The following is a 21,733-nucleotide window of genomic DNA, read 5'->3' on the forward strand; positions in this document are numbered from 1 at the left end:
CTTAATAATTTTGCGTTCTTAAAAGAATTCGAATGATCATATCCTGCTCTTCTTTTGAAAGGGTATGATATAATGGTAAACACAGTATTCTTGAAGCAATAGAATCGCTGATTGGTGTTGTCTGATGCTCTACATAATCTAATGAAGACAGACTTGGGTAGAAATATCTTCTGGGGAAGACTCTTCTATCTTCAAGGCCATCTTTCATTTTTATACAAATTTCCTCCGACTCAAAAATTATGGGGTAGTAGGCAAAGTTGAACTCTGCGCTATCACCTATGATTGGTTTGGCAATCTTTAGTTTACCTAATTTGGAATCGTAGTAGTCACATTGCTGCCTCCTTCTTAATAGAATTTCTTCTATATCATCGAGATTTGCGAGGCCCATCGCTGCATGAAACTCCGAATTTTTACCATTGACACCTACACCATTAAACTTCTCCGGACCATCATGGCCAAAATTCCTTAAATACGCCATACGCTTCAAAAGATCAGGTGCTTTAGTAATCACAGCACCGCCCTCAACTGTATGAAATAGCTTAGTAGCGTGAAAGCTCGTTGTTGATATATCTCCAAACTCAAAAACACTTCTTCCTTTATACTTTGTTCCAAAACAATGAGCAGCATCATAAATTACCTTCAGGTCATGCTTACTGGCAATTTTTTGAATAGCATCTATGTCGCAAGGATTACCAAAGCAATGTGTTGCGAGTATTGCACAGGTATCATCCTGGATGGATGCTTCAATTTTGGAAGGATCAATATTACAGGTTGATTCATCAATGTCAACAAATATCGGTTTCAGTCCTTCCCAAACAATGGATGATGTGGTCGCAACATAACTGAATGGCGTGGTGATAATAGTCCCTTTGAGATCCAACGCCTTGATTGCCATTTGGATAGCTATTGTTCCATTAGATGTATAAAGTAGATGTTTTAAACCAAGGTATTCCTTGAGTTTAAGTTCCAATTCATTAACTAAAGGACCATTGTTGGTTAACCAGTTTCTTTCAAAGATCTGGTCGATATAACGAATATACTTTGACTTATCGGGTAAATATGGCTTTGTTACGAGAATCATCGTCAAACTTATCAAATAAAGAATTTAGATAGGAATGTTTGTCAAATAGAATTTTCATTTCCTTTTCTAGAAAATCTTTATTTTTCCGTCTAGATAGCCTTGATTTAATCTTTTCATTAAGTCTAAAGAGATAGTAATTTGGCTTCTTCCAATCGGCATTCGACACAAGTGAATAATTCAATTGATTCATTTCCCATTTTGCAATGGTTTCAATCAAGTTCACGTCCCCTTCCGTCAAGACATCCCGATATTTTCCATAATTTTTTGACTTAATTGGTTTATTTATATTCTTCCAGAATGGATGTTTCGATGCCTCTTTGTTCTTCGGATCAGTGTTGAAGCAATTTTCATCAATTGGCAAATTAAGAAATTTTAAAATTGATGTCATGGTAGCCCTTGAATCATCAACTAAGTCTTCATATTTCACTAATTTCATATCCACCCCATAAAAAGAAGATAACCGTATGATATCATTTTGTTCTTGTTTCCATTTCAAAACCGCAGCATGAGGAGTGTGAAGATAAATTGGGGTTCTCATCCATGATGCTATCTGGTCTCTTGGATCCCTGACAAGGTATATGAATTTTACATTAGTCAAGTTTTGCAAATAACCTAGAGCATATCTATGATTATGATTGTCTTTAGAAAAATAATGGTCTTTATTTTCTTGTCCCGCTTTAATTCTATGAACCAAATCCTGAAATTGAATAAAATTATTGAGATGAGAACTAGAGATTAGAGCATCCAAATCAAATGTCCTTTCAATTTTCCAATCATTAAAAGGATGATTTAGGTATTCAATGAGATCTAAGAGCAATTCTCTTTTTGATTCATTTGAGAGCGGTAGATAATAATGGAAACGACCATAAAAAACATCGGATAAATGTCCAGCAATTGGGGCAGAAATATTTTTATGTCTACCTAACAGGCTCCGTAATAGGTTACTTCCTGAACGTTCAGATCCTAAAAGGAAGATTTTAGTACTTTCATTTGTTGACATCCCTATGAATTATTTGATTTAATAAAAACTCAAATCCTTTTATCCGCATTATTTTCACATACCCTAAAAAAACAATGAAATAGCCAAGTACCATAAATACTTTGGATACTAAATTGATATTATCAATAAAAGGAAATAACAGCAAACATAGCAACAAAGGAGGAATTGCCTCAAAAACTGCTACAAAATGCTCCTTCAAGTTGAGACCCAGGAACGAACTTATGAAGTATATGTTTATCAGCGTTAATACATAACTTATTATGACAATCGCCCATAGCAGTTCGTTTAGACCATATAATAATCCAAATATAAGCGGAATTAGCCTCCCTAATCTTCTCACAAGGCCAAGTTTAAAATTAGCCTTCACTTTACCCTTAGCAAGAAGTGCATTTACCATCATGCTGTTAAGTGGAAAACTGAAACTTTTGAACACAAGTATCTGAAAAATAAGAACAGAGGGTTTCCATTTAACACCAAAAAGCCCAATGATAATTTCATCTCCAAGAATAAAAAGAACCCCAGAGAGGAAAAACGAAAGAATACAAATCACACTTACAACCTTATAATAGATATCTTCAAATTTTCCTGGATCATCCTGAACTTTGCTAAGGACCGGAAAAAAGACCTGAGTTATACTTTTTGAAGAATATGTGGTAACCAAATTATTGGTGCTGTCTGCACGAGAATAATATCCTAAGGTTTCTGGCGAAAAGACTTTTCCAACAAAAAGAACATCCAACCTCTGGGAAATTGTCGCTAATAATCGATCTAGGAAAAAAAAAGATCCGAAACCCGCCAAACGCTTAATCTCATTAATGGAAAATTCAAATTTTGGATACCAATTTGAAATTTTCCATAGCACGATGGTATTAATTACTGAAGTCCCTAAATATTGAATAACCAATGAATAAACCCCCAAACCATAGAATGCAGCAACCACACCTAAAAGTCCACCAATTAATTGAGAAATAATCTGCCTTATTGATAGTTTCTTGAAATCTACCTCTCTTCTCAGTATTGTTTGCTGAACAAGGCTTAAACCAGAAAGTATGAAATTAAATGACAGCCACTTAATGATATCACCCGTCATTGGATTTTCATAAAAATCACCCAAAAAGGGAGCAAATAATTGAAAAAGAACAAAAAGAATTAAACCAAAAGCAAGGTTCAGAAAGAAAATTGAGGAATAGGTTTTTGAAGTATTCTCTTTACTTTGAATCAATGCGGAAGCGAAACCAAAATCAGCAAAAACCTGTGTAATACTGATGAAAACTAAGGACAAGCCAACGATACCGAAATCCTCAGGAGTTAGTAGTCTGGCCAAGATTATTGAAATCACAAAACCAATTCCTTGTGAGGAGAAAGTTCCCAGCAAACTCCAAATTACACCGGAAATGGACTTTTTCTTAAGAGAGGACATAGATAATCATCTACTTAGATGAATAATATCCATAACCCACTTCACCGCCTTTACCAAGCCCATACCCATATCCATACCCATATCCGTATCCATACCCATATCCCGGTCCGGTCTTTTTGATATCATTAAAAAGAAGAGATACATTTTGAATTTTTCGGGACAAATACATTTCCTCCGCCGTACTCAGCACTTTCCTGGGGGTATAGTTTTGTCGGACCAGGAAAATACTGTGATCTACATACTTCGACAGGACAAACGCATCCGTAACCAAAGCGACGGGCGGTGTATCCAGGATCACATAATCATAACGATCACGGAGTGATTTGAGCAGCTGATCCATCTTTTCGGACATCAGCAGTTCACTCGGATTGGGAGGAATAGGTCCTCCACTCAACAAATCCAGGTTCTCAACCCTCGTTTGCTGAACCGCTTCCTCAAATGTGGTGAGTCCCGCAAGCACCTGGCTTAACCCGCGATCATTCCTAAGTCCAAAATCGTCAAAGAGCTTTGGCTTTCGAAGATCTGCTCCAATAATGACGGTCTTCTTTCCTGATATAGCCAGTACAGATCCCAGGTTAATCGTGGTAAAGCTTTTTCCCTCACCGGCGATGGAGGAAGTTACCATGAACACCTTGTGGTCCTTACCTTCCGTGTAGTAATTCAGGTTTGAACGCAATGAACGGAATGCCTCTGAGACGGGCGACCGGGGCTTATCCTGCACGATCAGGTTGGTTTCCTGTCCGTTATGACCGATCCCCCCAATTAATGGAATGCTGGAATGCTGTTCGATATCCTCGCGCGACTGGATGCGATTGTTGGTAAGCTCCATCACAAGGAATATAAGGAAGGGAAACACCAGTCCGACACCCACCGCAATACCATAATTCTCGATCGGCTGTGCCGAGATCATCTCCCTGATGGATGGCGGGTTCACGAGCTCCACATCAGATGTTGTTGAGGCTTCGCTAATCCCGGCTTCCGCACGCTTTTGCAATAAGAAGTTAAAAAGGTTCTCTCGCAGTGTGTAGTTCCGCTGAATATCGACCAGTTCCTGCTCCACACCAGGTAATCGCATCAGGTCCGATTCAAGCGTGCTTATCTGGTTGTTAACGTAGCGTCGCGTGATCTTCTGTGCCTCCTGGTAATTGTTGATGGCCTCAATAATATCCTCCTTAAGACGGGGAACGATCTTTCGCTGCTCATTATATAACGGGTTCTCTCCCAACGCAGCATCGCCGCCGGCCGATATCAGTTTCGATTGAAGTTCAATCAACTGGTTCACCAATCCTACGATCACCGGGTCCTCCAAGCCCACACTTGCCGGGGTTATCAATTGACCATTCAGACCTTCCTCACGCAGGGATTCCTTCAAATATTTGAAATACTCATCCTGGAGATTCATTTCAACCTTTTGGAGCTCCAGCTCCTGGAGCTTTTCATACAACCGGTTTGTCTCCACCTGGATGTCACCGATCTTATTATTTTGACGGAATGCTAAAATCTTGTTTTCATAAAATTTCAGTGAATCCCCAATTTTATCCAGTTGATTATCAAGGAATGCAATCGACTTGCTGGCCACTTCCTTCTTCTTGTCACCATCGAGTTCCTGGTACTTATCGATAAAGGCGGAAAGGAAATCCATTTCCTTCTGCGGACTGTTACCCGCAACACTCAGGTTAACCACCGAGGATCCCGATTGCGCCCAATTAATGGTCATCCGGTTCACATAGGACCGGGCAATATTTTCAGGATTCGAAAGCGTGATCAGGTACTCCTTTCCCGCCTGACCTGCCCGAAATTCATGCTTGAGCTTCGTATAGATGGTATAGTCGTCAAACGTAATGGTATCACCCAGTTCATATACAACAGGCGAAGATTCGGTATCACCCTTTATATGAATGAGTTCAAAGGACGAATTGTTCTTGATCGTTGCCTTGAAGGTACCAGTAAGTGGGCCATCAACCCGGTAAAAGCAAAACGGATGCGGATATTCCTCCAGCGTAAGGATCTCCCCTTCTGTAAAAAAAGATACACCATAGTTCAGTGAATCTACCACACTGAGCATCAGCGGAACAGATTTCATGATATACTCTTCGTTGTAATAGTTCCTGTACTGATTCAGAAGGGCGTTATTGTAGAGCAACTTCGCACCCACGTTATCCTCCGTTTCACGAATATTGATGGATGCTCCAATACGGTAAACAGGCACCGTATATCTGTTCACCAGGTAGGCAACGGAAAGAGCGATCAGGATTGAGATTACAATGATATACCAGTACTTCAGTGCTCGCCCCAGTACACGCATGTAATTCAGGTTGAATCCGCCCTTCTTTTGAGCATTTCCTCCTTCAAAACTATCAAGCTCGCTATATAGGTCGTTCGATTGCACGTTAACGTGTAAAAAGGGATACGGCTAAAAGAACAGCCGTAACAGTTGCTGTCCAGATACCCAGGTTTGATGTAAAATATTTTCTGAATGTCCGCTGTTTGAGCGGCGGCACGACGATAATATCATTCTGATGCACATAGTAGAAATCAGATTCAATGAAATCCTCCTCCAACAGGTTTACATAATGCACTTCGGATTGATCACCTTTCTGCCGTATAATTTTCACGATGCTTCGATCCGCCAGCTCGCCAAAATCCCCGGCCATGGCTACTGCCTCCATCATCGTCACTCGTGTATTCTGTGAAGTCACAACCTGAGGCCGGTTCACCTCACCCACTACCGAAAAACGAAAGTTCAGTGGACGCACCCTGGCCACATTATCTGGTAAAAATGGCTGGGCCTTATCCTGAAGGACTTTCTGTGCCTCGAACATGGTCAATCCGGAGAGTTTTATCCTCCCTAGCACCGGGTATTCGATGTATCCTTCCGCATCCACTACGATACCATTATTGATCTGATTCTGTTGATTTCCACCACCAGCACCCTGCTGCGGATCAATTCTTTTGAAAAAATCGTATTCCTCCTGGGTGATCGTCTCAAACCGGATGAGAAGAATGTCAAGGGGCTGAATCTTATATTCCTGGATAACCATTGGATGTGTACGAACCACCTGATCGGTAACAATATCCTCGCGCTCCTTCAATTCTTCACCCTGTTGCAAATAGGTGATCTTTCTGTTCGGCACGCAGGCGGCCGCCATCAATAAAACGATCAAAAGACCAAAGATGTATTTGCTGTGGTTCCGGTTTCCCATAATCCTCTGCGATTATACGTATTTCTTTCCAACCTCCCATGCCTCTTTCAGCATTTTGAGGAATTCTTCCATCTCTTCAAGGGGAATCATATTCGGACCGTCACTCAGGGCTACCGATGGATTGGGGTGTGTTTCAATGAAAAAGCCGTCAACTCCTGCCGCTCCCGCAGCACGTGCCAGGAAAGGCGCAAACTGACGCTGTCCGCCGCTGCTGCCCCCCATTCCACCCGGCTGTTGAACGCTGTGGGTGATATCAAAAACGACTGGCGCGAACTGACGCATCGTCGGTAACGCCCGCATATCCACCACCAGGTTGTGATATCCGAAAGAAGCTCCCCGCTCAGTCAGAAAAACTTTTTCATTCCCGGTCTGGCGAATTTTATCCACCGCATACTGCATGTCCTCGGGGGCCATGAACTGTCCCCGCTTGATCTTTACCGGCTTGCCGGTTTCACCCGCTGCTATCAGAAGATCAGTCTGCCGGCACAGGAATGCGGGTATCTGCAGAACATCCACCACCTCGGCAACAGGTGCTGCCTGGTCGCTTTCATGGATATCTGTTACGACCGGCACGTTGAGTTCCTTTTTTACCGCAGCAAGTATTTCAAGCCCTTCTTCCATACCTTTCCCGCGATAGCTACCCTTTGAGGTACGGTTTGCCTTATCATAGGATGCCTTGAAGACGTAATCGATGTCCAGCTCACGGCAGAGTTTCTGCACATGACGTCCGACTGTCAGGCAAATCTCCACGGTTTCCGCGGCGCACGGACCAGCAAAAAGCACCATGCGGTTGGTGCCTATTGAAATGGAGTCGGTAATTTGTACGGGTTTATCGAATGTTTTCATTTTCTGGATGTAAAGCTCTCTAATACTTTTTGCATTTTCCCCTGTGCAGCCAGAACGAAGTCGGCTACCTCACGTAAAACTCCCTCGCCACCTTTGGCCTTCGTTATTAAATCTGCCACATCGGCCACATAGTTCGGAGTATCTGCCGGTACCGCGCCAAGGCCTACGGCTTCCAGCGAAGCCATATCAATCATGTCATCACCGATATAACAGATCTCGTCCAGCTCCAGTGAATGCCGTTCGGCGATTTCCCGGATTTTGCTGAATTTATTCTTCACCGCCTGGAAACAAAAATCAACTTTCAGCTCATTCATGCGATACTCCACGAGTTCGGAAGATCGACCCGTGATGGCACCCGTAATGAAACCTTCCTCTTTCAGGGGGCGAATGATCGCTCCGTCGCGCACATGGAATCGCTTGGCCTCGTCACCGCTATTAGAATAGATGATACCCCCATCGGTAAGAACACCATCGACATCAAACACGATGGCACGGATGCGGGCGGCCTTGCGGCGAAGATCTTCGGGATAATGCAGGAGAATGTTTTCCATAAAACCGAACAAAGATAGGGAATATATAAGTTGCAGGGAATAGAGATCGGGGAATAGGGAGTAGATAATAGGGAATAGGATGTCCCGTCCTGTAGGGACGGCGTATTGGTAGCAAACGGTGTTTTTTACAAACCCGTGCCGTAGGTACGGCGGATGGGTGGGCCGGGGGGTGAGGAACAAAACAAAAAAAATCCTAATTTCACCACCATGAAATGGATCAAACTCACACTCATCACAGTCATCACCGTGGCCTGGTGCTATCTGCTTTCCACACGCCTGATCATTGGCGGTTCAGGCGTCCCGCCAATGGGCAAATTTATGAGCCCGTATGAAGGGTTCTGGGCAAACGCCCAGTCGGAAGCGTTCCCCTACCCCGAGAACGTTTCCATTCCCGGACTGGAAGCGCCCGTGAAAGTGTATTACGATTCAATCGGGGTACCACATATCTTCGCCGAAAACCGGCATGACATGTTCATGGCACAGGGCTATATCGTTGCGCAGTACCGGTTATGGCAAATGGAATTTCAGACCCATGCGGCTGCCGGAAGGGTTTCAGAGATCATCGGCGGTGGCGCCATTAATTTCGACAAATTGCAGCGCCGTAAAGGAATGGTTCTGGGTGCCTCTAAAACACTCGATGTCATGTCTCAATCTCCGGAGACACTCGAAGCTATGACCGCCTACAAGGACGGTGTAAACAACTACATCGAATCCCTCTCCTATGCCGATCTCCCCATCGAATACAAACTTCTCGATTATCGTCCGGAGCCGTGGCATGAAATTAAAACGGCCCTGATCCTGCAGTATATGATCGATAATCTTACCGGCTACGATGAAGATCTCCAGAATACCAATGCCCTGGAAATGCTGGGGCCCGAAATGTTCAACTTCCTCTTTCCTGAGCGTATGGCCGGTATTTCACCTGTGATACCTACAGGTTCCGATAATGGCTGGGATTTTACTCCGGCCACCCCCGATACCACCCGATATATGAGCGCTATCACTGAAGTCACGGAACATATCCTGCCCATGCCGGATCCCGATAACGGAAGTAACAACTGGGCCATATCGGGCAGCCGCACAGCATCGGGTGTTCCGATCCTCGCCAACGATACGCACCTCGGCCTCAACCTCCCCTCGCTTTGGATCATGCTGCAACTGCATGCGCCCGATTATAACGTGTACGGATTTACGTTCACCGGCGCCCCGGGCATTACCATCGGATTCAATGAAAACAACGCATGGGGCTTTACCAACGGTCCGCGTGATCACAAGGACTGGTACAAAATCGAATTCAAAGATGATTCCCGCGAGGAATATATGTATGATGGCAAATGGACCCCGGTACAATCGAAGGTTGAGACCTTCCTGATTCGCGACGGCGAGCCCGTGCAGGATGTGATCCTGAGTACCCATCACGGACCGGTTGTTTACGACAAGAACTTCGGTGACAGCAATCCGCGAAAGAATTATGCGCTCCACTGGATCGGCCATGATGTATCGGCGGTACTGAAAGCGCTGATCGCACTGAATTCCAGCAAGAATTATGATGATTACCTGGCAGCGATTCAAAACTGGGATGCACCGCCGCAAAACGTTGTTTTCGCTTCAAAAAATGGAGATATCGCTTTGTGGAACCAGGGTCGCTTTCCAGCGAAATGGCCGGGACAGGGTAAATTTCTGATGGATGGAAGCGATCCGAATAATGACTGGAACGTTTATATTCCGAAAGCCCACAATCCCTTCCAGAAGAACCCCGAACGCGGATACGTGAGTTCGGCTAACCAGCATTCCGTCGACAGTCTTTACCCATACTGGACCTGGGATCCAACGTACGAGCATTACCGCAACCGCCTGATCAACCGGAGGCTGGATACTCTTGAAAATGTTACCGTCCGGGATTTTATGGCCATGCAAAACAGTAACCAGGGGCTGCTCCCCGCCGAGGCATTGCCCCGGTTGTTTGGTTCACTGGAAAAGGGCAAATTAAAGGCAGAGCACGCTAAATTCCTGGAGGTGATGATGGACTGGGATTATCAGTACGAAGTGGAAGAAACCGCACCGGTCATGTTTCACATGTGGTGGGATGCATTTTACGAACTGCTGTGGGATGAATTCTATACAGCCGGCAGACCCGTTCCGGTTCCTGATGAATATTTCACCACCTGGTTTATGGATCATCATCCGGATCATCCGTTTACCGATGTTAAGTCGACCGGCTACAGGGAAACCCTGGCCGATGTCTCACTGATGGCCCTGGATAGTGGCATGAAGGAATATAATGAATGGCAATCTGGACAATCAGGAGAAAACCCCTGGGGCAATTACAAAGACACGATGGTTAAGCACCTGGCAGACCAGGGTGGCAGCCTGGCGCCTTTCAGCCGATACCACATCATGGTGGGCGGAGAGTCTGGTGCCATTAATTCCACCAAACCCAATCACGGTCCGTCGCAGCGGCTTATTGTAGAGCTCACCGATCCGCCGCAGGCATGGGGCATTTACCCGGGCGGACAAAGCGGAAATCCCGGCAGTCCGATGTATGACAACATGATCGACATGTGGCGTGATGGTGAATACCTGAAATTTCTCTTCATGTTGAATGAGGAAGACGGCAAGGAACAAATCAAACTGGTACAAACCCTGGAAACGAACTAATGAGAAATATTCTAAAAGTATTGCTAATTGCCGCGCTGGCCTGGGGACTCAGCTTCATCCTTCCTTTCTGGGGTGCTGCCCTGGCGGGATTCATTGGGAGCATGGTGATCCGGACATCAAACGTTGCGTCTTTTTTCACAGGATTCATTGCCATATTCCTCCTTTGGGGGATCACCGCATTCCTGATCGACCTGGAAACCCAAAGCATCATGACAGACCGCATCAGCGGCATATTCTCCCTTTCTCCTCCTTTTCTGATTCTGATTACAGCGCTGATTGGTGGAATTACCGGCGGGTTGGGTAGTCTTGTCGGGTGTACGCTAAGATCAGTTAATAGATAATAGGGAGTGGATAATAGGGAGTAGATAATAGGGAGTAGATAATAGGGAGTAGATAATAGGGAGTAGATAATAGGGAGTAGGGAATAGGGAGTAGGGAGCCTATCACTTATGACCGTCATCCCGGTGCAATCTCCCGGCCTTGAGCCGGGAGTCGGACCGGGACCTATTTAAATGCAGCAATGCCATAGGTATGTGCAATGAATCAGATCCCGGCTCGACTCCACGACTGTCTTCGGCTATCGCCTCAGACCTCGTGGAGGTACCGCCGGGATGACGTGCAAGGAGAGCAGGTCGTAGCTCTTAAATTCTGGTCGTAGAAAGGATTCCACGACCAGTTTTTATTCAGAATTACTTATCTTTGCACAAACAACATTCAACATGAAAAAGCTATTTTTTATTGCATTGGCCGGAACAATGGCCTTTGCCTGTCAGCCAAAAAATCAGGAAACAGAAGCACAAACTGAAGAGGTCGCTGTAGCAGAAGCCAGCGCCGGTCTTTCCTTTTATGGCGAAGAAATCACCACCGATAATGCTGCCGAACTGGCAAGCTTAATGGACCAGGTAAATCCCGGAGATACAGTTGCCGTGAAGGTAAAAGGCACGATCAATGCCACCTGCGCCATGAAAGGCTGCTGGATGAACCTCGACGGGCCGGAAGGAGATGTGCGCGTAACGTTTAAAGATTATGGATTCTTTGTTCCTAAGGAAGGCATGGAAGGCAACGAAGCCATCATCGAAGGTATCGCCGTGAAATCAGTTACGGATGTCGAAACCCTTCGTCATTATGCAAAGGATGCCGGAAAATCTGAAGAAGAGATCGCGGCCATCACCGAACCTCAGGAAGGCATCGCCATTATTGCCAACGGCGTCGCCATCCGATCGGTAAAATAATACTACCAACCCAGGTGGGGTATGATGAACTTCTGCCCTACCTGGATTTTTTTCGGGTCCATGATACGGCTCAGGTTCGCCTCATAAATAAGACGCCATTTCTTGGCATCGCCATAATATTCGAGTGCTAGCTTCCGCAGACTATCTCCTGCACCAACCACATGCGTTCTGGCACGTGCTGCAAACTCCATCATCGAGTCGTAGCTGTAAAGTGGTGCATCTTTGTTGGATTTATTTTCTTCGTTTGTCATAGGAGTGGTTATTTGAGTGTGTCCATTAAAAATACGTATTTCACTACGGGATTGTTCATACCTCGCTGTTTAATTTTTGATCATTCTGAAAAAATCCCTGACTTGTTAATTTTTGTCCTGCGTTTAGTCATATTTTCTTTCCGAATATTTCCATAAGATTACGTCGATGAAAAAAGAACAGGTCATTCGTCTTCGCACCGAGATTGAAAAACTCAGAAAAAAGGTTATCAGGAAGCAGCAGGATGCATCCGGTTGGATTGAAAAAGTGCACCCTGAATATACCAAAGGAGCCATCAACCTGACACACTACATCGCCCTGCGATCCAACAACCTGGTCCCGATCCAAAAGAAACTCGGGTACCTCGGCATCACACGCTTTGCCAGGTCTCAGTCACATGTAATGGACAGCCTTCTCAGGTCGGAACAATTATTATCCGCCCTGGCCGAAGTGCCCTATGAAAGGGAAAAGGCGGTGGTAACAGCAAAGCAGGCCGACAAGCTCATCAAACGTCACAGCAATGCCCTGCTGGGAAAGAAACCTGCCACCAGGCGGGTTCGAATCATGGTCACACTCCCCACGGAAGCCGCATTGGATCCGATGATCGCCGATGAACTTGTGAAACGGGGTATGGATTGTGCACGTATCAATTGCGCGCATGACGGACCGGCGGCCTGGCTTTCGATGATAAAAAATGTGAAGTCGGCCGGGCGTAAATACGCCAGGGAAGTAAAGATTGCCATGGATTTGGGCGGACCCAAGATTCGTACCGGACCTATTCTGCCGGGCCCCGAAGTTCGCCATCTCACCCCGGAACGCGATGGCTTTGGCCGTGTGATCAGTCCCGCGCGAATCCTCTTTACCCCGAAACTCGATTCAAATTCACCGGCATATGCCATACCGGTAGATAAGTCATGGCTTCAGCAATTATTGCCGGGCGACCGGATACATCTTGTCGACACCCGCGAACGGGAAGCCATCATGGAAATAGCCGAAATAACCGACGAGGGCGTTTTGGCGCATTGTTATACGTCTGTTTATATCGGAACCGAAACAATCCTGAAGCCGGAACGGGAAGATCTCACGCCTTGTCGAATACTTTACCTGCCGCCAAAGGAGCAATCGCTGCTGCTTCATCCGGGAGACCGGCTGGTAATTCATCAATCCGCACTATTCGGAGAACCCGATCTTTTCGATGAATCAGGCCACCTGCTTCAGGAAGCACATATGTCATGTACATTTCCCGAAATCTTCCGGATTGTGGAAAAAGGGGAACGGATCTTTTTTGATGATGGTAAGATCGGTGGCGTAATTGAAAAGGTAGCCAACGGATATATCGAGGTAAAAATAGACCGTGCGAGTAAGTCCGGCACGAAACTCCGGGCCGATAAGGGGATTAATCTGCCCGATATCAAAAAACCCATCACTGGTTTAACAGAAAAGGATCGGGAGGATTTGAAATTCGTGGTAAAGCATGCCGACATCGTAAATGTTTCCTTTGTAAACAATGTTCATGATGTTGAAGAGTTTATTACCCTTCTGAAAAGTCTTAATGCAGGATCAACCCTGGGCGTTACGATGAAAATCGAGACGCAGGAAGCTTTCAATAATCTTCCGCATATTCTCATGGCTGTCATGCGGATTCATCCGGTTGGGATAATGATCGCACGGGGTGACCTCGCAATAGAAGTGGGCTGGGATGAGATCGGCCGGATCCAGCAGGAAATCCTTGGGATTTGCAGTTCTGCCCATATCCCGGTGATCTGGGCTACCCAGGTTTTGGAAAGCCTCGCCAAGAAAGGCCTTCCCTCCCGCTCAGAGATCACAGATGCGACTCACGGACTGAAAGCAGAGTGCGTCATGCTGAATAAAGGTCCTTACACCCATCGCGCGGTTTCACTGCTCGACAAGATATTCAGCAGTATGGAAGAATATCAGTCGGGCAATGAAGCGTTGTTCCCGCAGCTGAAAAAAGCCATCAATAGTCAGTAGTCAGTGGTCAGCCCGCCTGCCGGCAGGCAGGTAGTCAGTAGTGTTTGGCTTCGTTCGTGTATAGTCGGCAGTTTTTAGTGCATGGCTTGCGTCTGTTTTTATCAAAAGTCTATACTCATTGTAAGACTTTCATAAAATTATTCATTCAGGATAAGATAGATCATTTTCCTGCTGGGTAGAATGCTAATCATCAGGATTTTGCAGCCATATCACTCATCACTGATTAATAACCAAATCCAGCCACTACTGACTACTGACTACCTGCCTGCCGGCAGGCGGGCTGACTACTGACTATAAAGTACCACCTTAGATCCATCGCCTGCCACCAGTGTGATCTCATCCGGATCCATAGATTCGACCTTACAGGTCACTGAATATGCCTCGCCTTCAAAGTCGAGTACCAAGGTTTTGTTAGAATCATCATAACTCCAGGTACCGTTAAGCAATTCCTCAGATGTCTCAATGGAGAATATCCCGTTTGAAAAGAAACGTATGGTTTCATCATCACCACTACCAATCAATACCTCCTCATTAGTTTCGGCATATTCGCTCTCAATTTCCCACAATTTACTCGTAGTAGAAGCGATGACCTCCTCCGGTGGGATTTGCTGGTTATTCCCACAGGAGGATACCAGGAAAAAAATGAATATGAATACAGGAAAAAATATTCTCATGTCCAGTCACCGTCAGTTATGAAATATTAATGTTCACCAATCAATAAATATCCGCTATTCCAGAATGAATATACACAAAATAATCTGCTCACACGTACCCGGATAAATGACCGGATTACTCTGTTTAGAATCAAATCGTTATGTGACTGAAGTCACCAAAAATGTCCTCATAATGATGTAATATCATAGAGTAACAAAAACGATCATGAGACTCAGGAAAAATGTTGCGCTAAGTGAATCAGGTTTCATATTCAATGCCGCAACGGGCGATTCCTATTCTGCAAATCCGGTTGGACTGCGAATACTGGAACTCCTGAAAAGCGGAAAAACTTCCGAACAAATACTTCAAAAAATACCCGCTGAATTTGAGGTAGACGGAGACCGCTTTGAACAGGACCTGGAAGATTTCGTTTCGTTGCTCCATCAGCTTAATCTCACTGAAAATGAGTAAGCCTTTGTTCACCATTGGGGTTACCGGACTGAACGCGATCGACAGTCCGGGTTCCGGTGTCGGGGTGATACGGGCCATTCGTGATTCACAAGACTTTGAAGTACGGATTATCGGACTGGTGTATGAATCACTCGAACCCGGCATATACATGGAGGGCATCGCAGACAAATCCTATATGATCCCCTATCCGTCTGCCGGAAGGGAATCTTTGTTGAAGCGCCTGGCCTACATCCATGAAAAGGAGCAGTTGGATCTGCTGATTCCTAATTTCGATGCTGAACTCTATAACTTTATCAGCCTTGGTCCCGAATTCAGGAAAATGAATATCCGGACCTTTATGCCATCACTTTCAAAGCTCGAATCGATAGACAAGCTCCACCTTCATGAGTTTGGAGAAAAATACGGGTATAAAATCCCCAAAACTCATTTCCTTTCGGGCCCCTCCCAAATTGAAGACATTGAAACGGATTTTGATTATCCGGTGGTCGTAAAGGGTAAGTTCTACGAAGCCTACATCGCACACAACGCGGAACAGGTTACCGGCTTCTTTCATAAGCTCAATGCCAAATGGGGGCTGCCGGTCATTATCCAGGAATTCATTAAGGGCACCGAGATCGATATAGCCGCACTGGGTGACGGGAATGGAAAAACCATCGGTGCCATTCCAATGCGTAAGCTTTACATTACCGACAAAGGAAAGGCCTGGTCGGGAATCGTGATTGACGACCCGTCATTGTTGAAGCTGACCCGCAAATTCACCAGGGATTCACGCTGGAAGGGTGGTTTTGAACTGGAGATCATGCGCACCGAAAAGGAGGAACTTTACATCATGGAGATCAATCCACGGTTCCCCGCCTGGATATACACAACCGCCGCTGCCGGTCAGAATTTACCCGCATCCCTCGTAAATCTGGCAATGGGATTACCCGTGTCTTCCTTCCGTAAGTATGAGGTTGGAACCATGTTCGTCCGCTATGCCTGGGATAACATAACGCACATCAGGGAATTTGAAAAAATATCGAATTATGGAGAGCGCTGAAAAAACAATGAAAATCAAGTATGAACGACCGGTCATACAGAAACTAAATACCGGACTTATGAACAAGTTCGGAACGAGTACTGAAATTCGCCCGGTCATAGACATTGAGGGCATCCCGGTAAGCAAGCTGATTCAAACCTACGGATCTCCCCTCTTTGTAATTTCCGAATCAACCATCCGAAAAACATACCGGAAGGCCCTGAAGTCATTCACTGCCCGATATCCGAAAGTTCAGTTTGCATGGTCGTACAAGACCAATTATCTGAATGCTGTTTGCCGGATATTCCACCAGGAAGGCTCCTGGGGTGAAGTTGTTTCCGGGTTCGAATATGACAAGGCACTGGCCAATGGCGTGCCGGGTGAGAAGATCATCTTCAACGGTCCGAATAAAACCCCCGATGAGCTGCGAAAGGCCATCAGCAACAATTCACTCATCCATATTGATCATCTTGATGAGCTGTACACACTCATCGAAATCACCCGGAAGGAAAAAAGCAAGGCACGCGTGGCTATCCGCATTAATATGGATACCGGAATCTACCCAATGTGGGACCGGTTCGGACTGAACTATGAGAACGGACGGGCATGGGATGCCATCAATAAAATAATGGCGGTCGAAACGCTCGAACTGACCGGTCTGCATACGCATATTGGAACGTACATGCTTTCCGCGAATGCCTACAAGGTAGCGGCAGAAAAGATGGCTTCCCTCGCCGTGAGCATTCACAGGAAATATGGTAAATGGATTGAATACATCGATATGGGCGGTGGATTTCCTTCGGGAAACAACCTGAAAGGCGCGTACCTCCCGGGCGTGGATATTGTCCCGCCCACGGACGATTTTGCGGAAGCCATTACCTCTGCATTGCTTAACAGTGAGATGGATTTCAATCACCTTCCCACACTGATCCTGGAAACAGGCCGGGCACTGGTTGATTCTGCGGGATACCTGCTGGGTACTGTGATCGCGAATAAACGTCTTTCAGATGGCAGAAGGGCAACCATTATCGATGTCGGCGTGAATATCCTTTTTACATCCTTCTGGTATAATCATAAGATCAGTCCGGCCCAGGAATTTTCACCTTTCAAGGAGAACATGGAACTGTTCGGACCGCTTTGTATGAATATCGATGTGATTCGCGACAGCGTTATGCTCCCTCCCCTGAACAAGGGCGATCACGTTGTGATCCATAATGTAGGTGCCTACAATATGACCCAATGGATGCAATTCATCACACTGAGACCACGGGTCGCACTCATTGACACAAAAGGTAAAAGCCATGTGATCCGCGAACTTGAATCACTTGACTACATCAACCAGCTTGAGCAGGTACCGGCACATTTGATCGATGAAAATTCGGAATGATCCATGAAAACCGCCGAACTACGATTTTGGACAGACAGCACTTTGCGAAGTTACAGTCAGGTATTCTTCTCACTAAACTACTGGCTGGGCGGTATTCTCATTTTCATGACATTTCTTGTTCCTACGGTGGGCATCAGTGGATTATTCGTTGTCCTGGTTTCCAACGCCCTGGCACGCTGGCTTGGTTTCGACATGAATCTGATCAGACACGGGGATTACAGCTTTAACAGTTTACTGGTTGGATTGGGACTGGGCACCTTTTACGAGCTTAATTTTCCATTCTTTATACTACTGATCAACGCCGCCTTCATTACACTTATGCTCACAATCGTTATCAGCGGAATACTGTACAAATACCGGCTTCCTTATCTCAGTATTCCATTCCTTCTGTCCTTCTGGCTCATTTTACTGGCTTCCCGTCAATTTGAAGCTCTTGGAATAAGTGAAAGAGGCGTCTTCTTACTCAACGAACTTTATGTAATAGGAAATACCTGGCTGGTGAATGTCTACCACAATGTACAGGAATGGCCGATCCATGAAAGTATTTTGATATACCTCAAATCCCTTGGGGCGATCTTTTTTCAGTTCAATATTATCTCAGGCATCCTTTGCGCGATCGGTCTGCTCATTTTTTCCAGGATCGCTTTTTCAGCCTCCCTGCTGAGTTTTTACAGCGCCTACCTTTTTTATCATTTCATCGGCGCTCAAATTACCGACCTGAGTTACAGTTACATTGGTTTTAATTTCATTTTGAGCGGCATTGCCGTTGGAGCATTTTTTCTGATACCCTCCTACGCCTCCTATTTATGGTCTGTGCTGCTCATCCCCGCGATGGTCATTATTACCTCCTCACTGGGAAATCTGTTTGCATCCTTTCAACTGGGCATCTATTCACTCCCTTTCAACATGGTAGTATTGTCCTTTATCTATCTCATGAATGTGCGCAAACGAACCGGTCTCCCGGCAACCGTCCCCTATCAGTGGTACTCACCGGAATCCAACCTCTATGAAAACAGGAGCAGCAAGAAACGCTATGCGAATCTTGGGCGGACGGAGATTGATCTTCCCTTCTTTGGGGAATGGTTCGTGTCCCAGGGACATAACGGCGAATACACGCATAAAGAATACTGGAAGCATGCATGGGATTTTGTGATGGTTGATGAAAATAGCAAGTCTTACAGCGGATCCGGCAAATCGCCTGCGGATTACTTCTGCTTTGGTAAACCTGTACTGGCCGCGGCTGACGGAGAAGTCATATCAGTGGAAGACGCGGTTGCGGATAATGACATCGGAAACTCCAATACTCTTCAGAACTGGGGTAATACGATCGTGATCAAGCATACTGAATATCTCTATTCACAGGTAAGTCATTTGCAGTTCAATTCCATCATGGTAAAAACAGGGGACCGCGTACATCGGGGGCAACGGCTGGCGAGCTGCGGGAATTCAGGAAGATCACCGTACCCGCACCTCCATTTTCAACTTCAGGATTCACCCGGTATCGGAGCTCAAACCATACCATATCCCATCGGTCATTATCTCGTGGCTGGCAAACCCTCTGTTTATAAAACATTTGAAACTCCACAATTTGAGGAACGGATTTCACCCCTCCTGCCGGATGAAAAGTTACTAAGTGCATTTGACTTCTCCCCCGGGAAACAGATAACGGTGATGTGCGACCATACAAAACACCTGTGGGAAGTGGGCGTCTCCGCATGGAATCAGTCCTTTATTTCAGATGGTATATCGAAGGCGTATTTTACCAACAATGGAATCATATTCCAGTTCATTTCTTTCGAGGGAAAGCAGAACAGTCTGCTATTCGAATTTTTCAAGGGACTATATCATGTTCCTCTTATTGCCGGCAGAAATGTTACCGTAAACGACAAGCTTCCGCTCCATCTGCTGGATCATTCTTTTGCCAGATACCTGAGTGATTTTATTGCTCCTTTCTATGAGTCCCGGAAGGTTCTTTATGAACTTAAATTTGATCAGGATCGGAAACAAACCGGGAAAATCAGTCTTAGTTCATCCGTTACACTTGCGGGCTGGACCATCCGCACGCAACAATATTCCACGGTTATAGAAAATGGCAGTATCGTGGAGATGAACAAGGAAACCGGGGGAACACTTCATCTGAAATTTACATGAAACGGCTCCTTTTCATATTGTTGCTTCTCTACCCTGTTCTGGCCCCGGCGCAGGAAAGTTACAGGTATTTTGACAGCCTTACTTATCAGCAATATGTGCAGCACCAGTACAGGGAATTATTATCCACAGGAAGGAAAGCACTGAAGGCCGGATACGACTATTATTATCTTCGGATGCGCATGGGAATTGCTGCCTACGAACTTGATAATTATGATCTCGCCTACATTCATTTCAACGCAGCTGCCAGTCAGAATATGGATAATACCCTGGCCGAATACATGTATTACTCAATGCTGTTTTCGGGGCGTGAAGATCATGCGCGAATTTTCTTTTGCAGCTATCAGGAATACCTGCCGGATATTAAAGAGACATGTAAAAAGGGCATTTCATCGTTTTACCTGGAAGGAGGTCACAAATTCAGCAGCGGTGATATTCGCGAAATCGGTGATATTTCCTTTTTACATGCCGGTATGGCACATCTTATCAGTCCGCGTGTCAGGATCTATCAGGGATACTCAAGGATCAAACAGGAATTTACCCAATACCAGTGGGCCACTCACGGAGGTAACGGACCGGGTCCCGGCGGCCCGGGCGATTCCGTTGAAATAGCCAGGGATGTCAGTCTGGTTCAGAATGAATATTACCTGAACCCGCAAATCAAGATTGGAAATGGCAGTTTAATTCTTTCTCCGGCTTTTCATTATCAGGCGGTTCAGGGATCCAACGACAATTATGCGTTGTCAATGCTCATTTCACAGCGAATACGCCTGATCCAATGGCGGCTTGGCATCGCAATCTCAGAAATCAATGTGACACGACAGCAACTTTACACCGCGGGCATAACCTTGTATCCCGTGGGTTCAGATAAAATATACCTTGATGCAGAAATCAACGGGCATGTACAAAACAGTGACATGAATATGATTTACCAAACCAGGGCAGCAATACGACTACTCCCGAGAAACTGGTTGGAAGTGAGCTACGGCTGGGGGGAATTGTATAATTACAGTGATATGAACGCCTTCTACATTTATAATATCCCGGACACGATCACATCCCGCTTCGGAATTTCGATTTTAAGTCGGATCATGCAAAAACATACCCTGAGTGCAGGCTATCTGTTTGAAAAAAAACGTCAGTCAGATAGCAATATAAACTACGAACACCGCGGATTTTATCTTGGCCTAACGATCCTATTATGAAAACATTACTATTATCCCTACTATTCATGACGCTGGCTGGTGGTCTTTACGCCCAGGACATTGGCGTGCTTCAGGAAACATTCAAACAGAGTTATGCGGCGGAGGCCGACAGCAATTATAGCGGCTCGGTCAAAATATTGATGACCAGGTATGATCCATCGTCCTACCTGATGAACGCGCGGCTTGGATGGCTTCATTACCTGAACGGTCAGTACTTCGAGTCTGTTCAGTATTATGAGAAAGCTATTTCACTCATGCCGTATGCAATCGAGGCTAAGTTGGGTAAAGCAAATCCATTGTCGATGATGGGCAACTGGGAGGACGTCATAAAAACCTATGAGGAAATTTTAATGATTGATCCGCAGCACTCCCTTACCAATTACAGGCTGGGTCTGATCTATTACAACCGCCAGGAGTATGACAAGGCGATGCCCCATGTTGAGCGCGTGGCGAACATGTATCCATTTGATTATTATGCAGTAGTACTGCTCGGCTGGATCAATTTAAAAATGGGCAGAAACCGGGAGGCGAGGGTTCTCTTTGAGAAAGCCCTTCAGATTCTTCCGGAGGACCCTTCAGCATTAGAAGGTTTGCGCACAATTACAAAATAAATCTCAA

Annotated in this window: 19 protein-coding genes; 10 read left to right on the top strand and 9 right to left on the bottom strand. The window is 45.5% G+C overall.

The features are described 5' to 3' along the window. Nucleotide 1: 1 nt before the first annotated feature. From LDX50_RS01050 to LDX50_RS01080, 7 genes are read right to left on the bottom strand one after another with little or no spacing between them, the layout of a single operon-like run. On the bottom strand, nucleotides 2–1,081 hold the full coding sequence (locus LDX50_RS01050; protein WP_225696549.1) for a DegT/DnrJ/EryC1/StrS family aminotransferase: 1,080 nt from the start codon (nucleotides 1,079–1,081) through the stop codon (nucleotides 2–4). Continuing rightward, entirely contained in the window at nucleotides 1,047–2,081 is a 1,035-nt protein-coding gene (locus tag LDX50_RS01055) for a sulfotransferase family protein (RefSeq protein ID WP_225696550.1), read from the bottom strand. The genes LDX50_RS01050 and LDX50_RS01055 overlap by 35 nt, the downstream gene beginning before the upstream one ends. Then, entirely contained in the window at nucleotides 2,068–3,501 is a 1,434-nt protein-coding gene (locus tag LDX50_RS01060) for a lipopolysaccharide biosynthesis protein (protein ID WP_225696551.1), read from the bottom strand. Before LDX50_RS01060 ends, LDX50_RS01055 begins: the two co-directional genes overlap by 14 nt. Nucleotides 3,502–3,511: 10 nt before the next feature. After that, entirely contained in the window at nucleotides 3,512–5,890 is a 2,379-nt protein-coding gene (locus tag LDX50_RS01065) for a GumC family protein (RefSeq protein WP_225696552.1), read from the bottom strand. A gap of 1 nt (nucleotide 5,891) precedes the next feature. Further along, nucleotides 5,892–6,704, bottom strand: coding sequence for a polysaccharide biosynthesis/export family protein (locus tag LDX50_RS01070; RefSeq protein ID WP_225696553.1), 813 nt, complete (start codon nucleotides 6,702–6,704; stop codon nucleotides 5,892–5,894). A gap of 12 nt (nucleotides 6,705–6,716) precedes the next feature. Continuing rightward, the gene (kdsA, locus tag LDX50_RS01075) at nucleotides 6,717–7,550 is read right to left on the bottom strand and encodes a 3-deoxy-8-phosphooctulonate synthase (RefSeq protein ID WP_225696554.1); all 834 of its coding nucleotides are present in this window, start codon (nucleotides 7,548–7,550) and stop codon (nucleotides 6,717–6,719) included. Then, nucleotides 7,547–8,101 (bottom strand): KdsC family phosphatase, encoded by a 555-nt coding sequence (locus tag LDX50_RS01080; protein ID WP_225696555.1) that lies wholly within the window; start codon nucleotides 8,099–8,101, stop codon nucleotides 7,547–7,549. The genes kdsA and LDX50_RS01080 overlap by 4 nt, the downstream gene beginning before the upstream one ends. A 207-nt stretch (nucleotides 8,102–8,308) precedes the next feature. On the opposite strand from LDX50_RS01080, the gene LDX50_RS01085 reads away from it, so the two are divergent. From LDX50_RS01085 to LDX50_RS01095, 3 genes are all read left to right on the top strand, one after another. Beyond that, on the top strand, nucleotides 8,309–10,759 hold the full coding sequence (locus LDX50_RS01085) for a penicillin acylase family protein (protein ID WP_225696556.1): 2,451 nt from the start codon (nucleotides 8,309–8,311) through the stop codon (nucleotides 10,757–10,759). Next, nucleotides 10,759–11,100, top strand: coding sequence for a hypothetical protein (locus LDX50_RS01090; protein ID WP_225696557.1), 342 nt, complete (start codon nucleotides 10,759–10,761; stop codon nucleotides 11,098–11,100). The genes LDX50_RS01085 and LDX50_RS01090 overlap by 1 nt, the downstream gene beginning before the upstream one ends. A gap of 378 nt (nucleotides 11,101–11,478) precedes the next feature. Further along, nucleotides 11,479–11,991, top strand: a complete 513-nt coding sequence (locus tag LDX50_RS01095) for a DUF4920 domain-containing protein (protein ID WP_225696558.1) — start codon at nucleotides 11,479–11,481, stop codon at nucleotides 11,989–11,991. A 2-nt stretch (nucleotides 11,992–11,993) separates the two neighbouring features. Here the strand turns inward: LDX50_RS01095 and LDX50_RS01100 are convergent, their stop codons facing one another. After that, the gene (locus LDX50_RS01100; protein WP_225696559.1) at nucleotides 11,994–12,242 is read right to left on the bottom strand and encodes a LysM peptidoglycan-binding domain-containing protein; all 249 of its coding nucleotides are present in this window, start codon (nucleotides 12,240–12,242) and stop codon (nucleotides 11,994–11,996) included. Nucleotides 12,243–12,399: 157 nt separating this feature from the next. Between LDX50_RS01100 and LDX50_RS01105 the strand changes: the two genes are divergently transcribed. Then, nucleotides 12,400–14,232 (top strand): pyruvate kinase, encoded by a 1,833-nt coding sequence (locus LDX50_RS01105; protein ID WP_338029997.1) that lies wholly within the window; start codon nucleotides 12,400–12,402, stop codon nucleotides 14,230–14,232. 284 nt (nucleotides 14,233–14,516) lie between these two features. Here LDX50_RS01105 and LDX50_RS01110 read toward each other — a convergent pair whose 3' ends face one another. After that, on the bottom strand, nucleotides 14,517–14,906 hold the full coding sequence (locus LDX50_RS01110) for a DUF4923 family protein (protein ID WP_225696561.1): 390 nt from the start codon (nucleotides 14,904–14,906) through the stop codon (nucleotides 14,517–14,519). A 205-nt stretch (nucleotides 14,907–15,111) separates the two neighbouring features. Between LDX50_RS01110 and LDX50_RS01115 the strand changes: the two genes are divergently transcribed. Genes LDX50_RS01115 through LDX50_RS01140 form a run of 6 tightly spaced genes read left to right on the top strand, consistent with a single transcriptional unit; the run spans nucleotide 15,112 to nucleotide 21,726 of the window. Further along, nucleotides 15,112–15,357, top strand: a complete 246-nt coding sequence (locus tag LDX50_RS01115) for a PqqD family protein (protein WP_225696562.1) — start codon at nucleotides 15,112–15,114, stop codon at nucleotides 15,355–15,357. After that, nucleotides 15,350–16,396, top strand: coding sequence for an ATP-grasp domain-containing protein (locus tag LDX50_RS01120; protein ID WP_225696563.1), 1,047 nt, complete (start codon nucleotides 15,350–15,352; stop codon nucleotides 16,394–16,396). Before LDX50_RS01115 ends, LDX50_RS01120 begins: the two co-directional genes overlap by 8 nt. Beyond that, the gene (locus tag LDX50_RS01125) at nucleotides 16,383–17,762 is read left to right on the top strand and encodes an alanine racemase (protein WP_225696564.1); all 1,380 of its coding nucleotides are present in this window, start codon (nucleotides 16,383–16,385) and stop codon (nucleotides 17,760–17,762) included. Before LDX50_RS01120 ends, LDX50_RS01125 begins: the two co-directional genes overlap by 14 nt. Nucleotides 17,763–17,765: 3 nt before the next feature. Beyond that, complete coding sequence (locus LDX50_RS01130; protein WP_225696565.1) at nucleotides 17,766–19,913, top strand: urea transporter; 2,148 nt, start codon at nucleotides 17,766–17,768, stop codon at nucleotides 19,911–19,913. Then, nucleotides 19,910–21,115 (top strand): hypothetical protein, encoded by a 1,206-nt coding sequence (locus LDX50_RS01135; protein WP_225696566.1) that lies wholly within the window; start codon nucleotides 19,910–19,912, stop codon nucleotides 21,113–21,115. Before LDX50_RS01130 ends, LDX50_RS01135 begins: the two co-directional genes overlap by 4 nt. Beyond that, nucleotides 21,112–21,726 carry a tetratricopeptide repeat protein gene (locus tag LDX50_RS01140; protein WP_225696567.1) on the top strand — a complete coding sequence of 205 codons (615 nt, stop codon included), beginning with the start codon at nucleotides 21,112–21,114 and terminating at the stop codon, nucleotides 21,724–21,726. The genes LDX50_RS01135 and LDX50_RS01140 overlap by 4 nt, the downstream gene beginning before the upstream one ends. Nucleotides 21,727–21,733 lie beyond the last annotated feature (7 nt).

This window comes from Fulvivirga sedimenti (assembly GCF_020328055.1).

Excerpts from the sequence above, each read along its gene's own strand:
- LDX50_RS01050 (WP_225696549.1), bottom strand. The coding sequence starts at position 1,081 with ATGATTCTCGTAACAAAGCCATATTTACCCGATAAGTCAAAGTATATT.
- LDX50_RS01055 (WP_225696550.1), bottom strand. The coding sequence starts at position 2,081 with ATGTCAACAAATGAAAGTACTAAAATCTTCCTTTTAGGATCTGAACGT.
- LDX50_RS01060 (WP_225696551.1), bottom strand. The coding sequence starts at position 3,501 with ATGTCCTCTCTTAAGAAAAAGTCCATTTCCGGTGTAATTTGGAGTTTG.
- LDX50_RS01070 (WP_225696553.1), bottom strand. The coding sequence starts at position 6,704 with ATGGGAAACCGGAACCACAGCAAATACATCTTTGGTCTTTTGATCGTT.
- kdsA (WP_225696554.1), bottom strand. The coding sequence starts at position 7,550 with ATGAAAACATTCGATAAACCCGTACAAATTACCGACTCCATTTCAATA.
- LDX50_RS01080 (WP_225696555.1), bottom strand. The coding sequence starts at position 8,101 with ATGGAAAACATTCTCCTGCATTATCCCGAAGATCTTCGCCGCAAGGCC.
- LDX50_RS01085 (WP_225696556.1), top strand. The coding sequence starts at position 8,309 with ATGAAATGGATCAAACTCACACTCATCACAGTCATCACCGTGGCCTGG.
- LDX50_RS01090 (WP_225696557.1), top strand. The coding sequence starts at position 10,759 with ATGAGAAATATTCTAAAAGTATTGCTAATTGCCGCGCTGGCCTGGGGA.
- LDX50_RS01095 (WP_225696558.1), top strand. The coding sequence starts at position 11,479 with ATGAAAAAGCTATTTTTTATTGCATTGGCCGGAACAATGGCCTTTGCC.
- LDX50_RS01100 (WP_225696559.1), bottom strand. The coding sequence starts at position 12,242 with ATGACAAACGAAGAAAATAAATCCAACAAAGATGCACCACTTTACAGC.
- LDX50_RS01110 (WP_225696561.1), bottom strand. The coding sequence starts at position 14,906 with ATGAGAATATTTTTTCCTGTATTCATATTCATTTTTTTCCTGGTATCC.
- LDX50_RS01115 (WP_225696562.1), top strand. The coding sequence starts at position 15,112 with ATGAGACTCAGGAAAAATGTTGCGCTAAGTGAATCAGGTTTCATATTC.
- LDX50_RS01120 (WP_225696563.1), top strand. The coding sequence starts at position 15,350 with ATGAGTAAGCCTTTGTTCACCATTGGGGTTACCGGACTGAACGCGATC.
- LDX50_RS01125 (WP_225696564.1), top strand. The coding sequence starts at position 16,383 with ATGGAGAGCGCTGAAAAAACAATGAAAATCAAGTATGAACGACCGGTC.
- LDX50_RS01130 (WP_225696565.1), top strand. The coding sequence starts at position 17,766 with ATGAAAACCGCCGAACTACGATTTTGGACAGACAGCACTTTGCGAAGT.
- LDX50_RS01135 (WP_225696566.1), top strand. The coding sequence starts at position 19,910 with ATGAAACGGCTCCTTTTCATATTGTTGCTTCTCTACCCTGTTCTGGCC.
- LDX50_RS01140 (WP_225696567.1), top strand. The coding sequence starts at position 21,112 with ATGAAAACATTACTATTATCCCTACTATTCATGACGCTGGCTGGTGGT.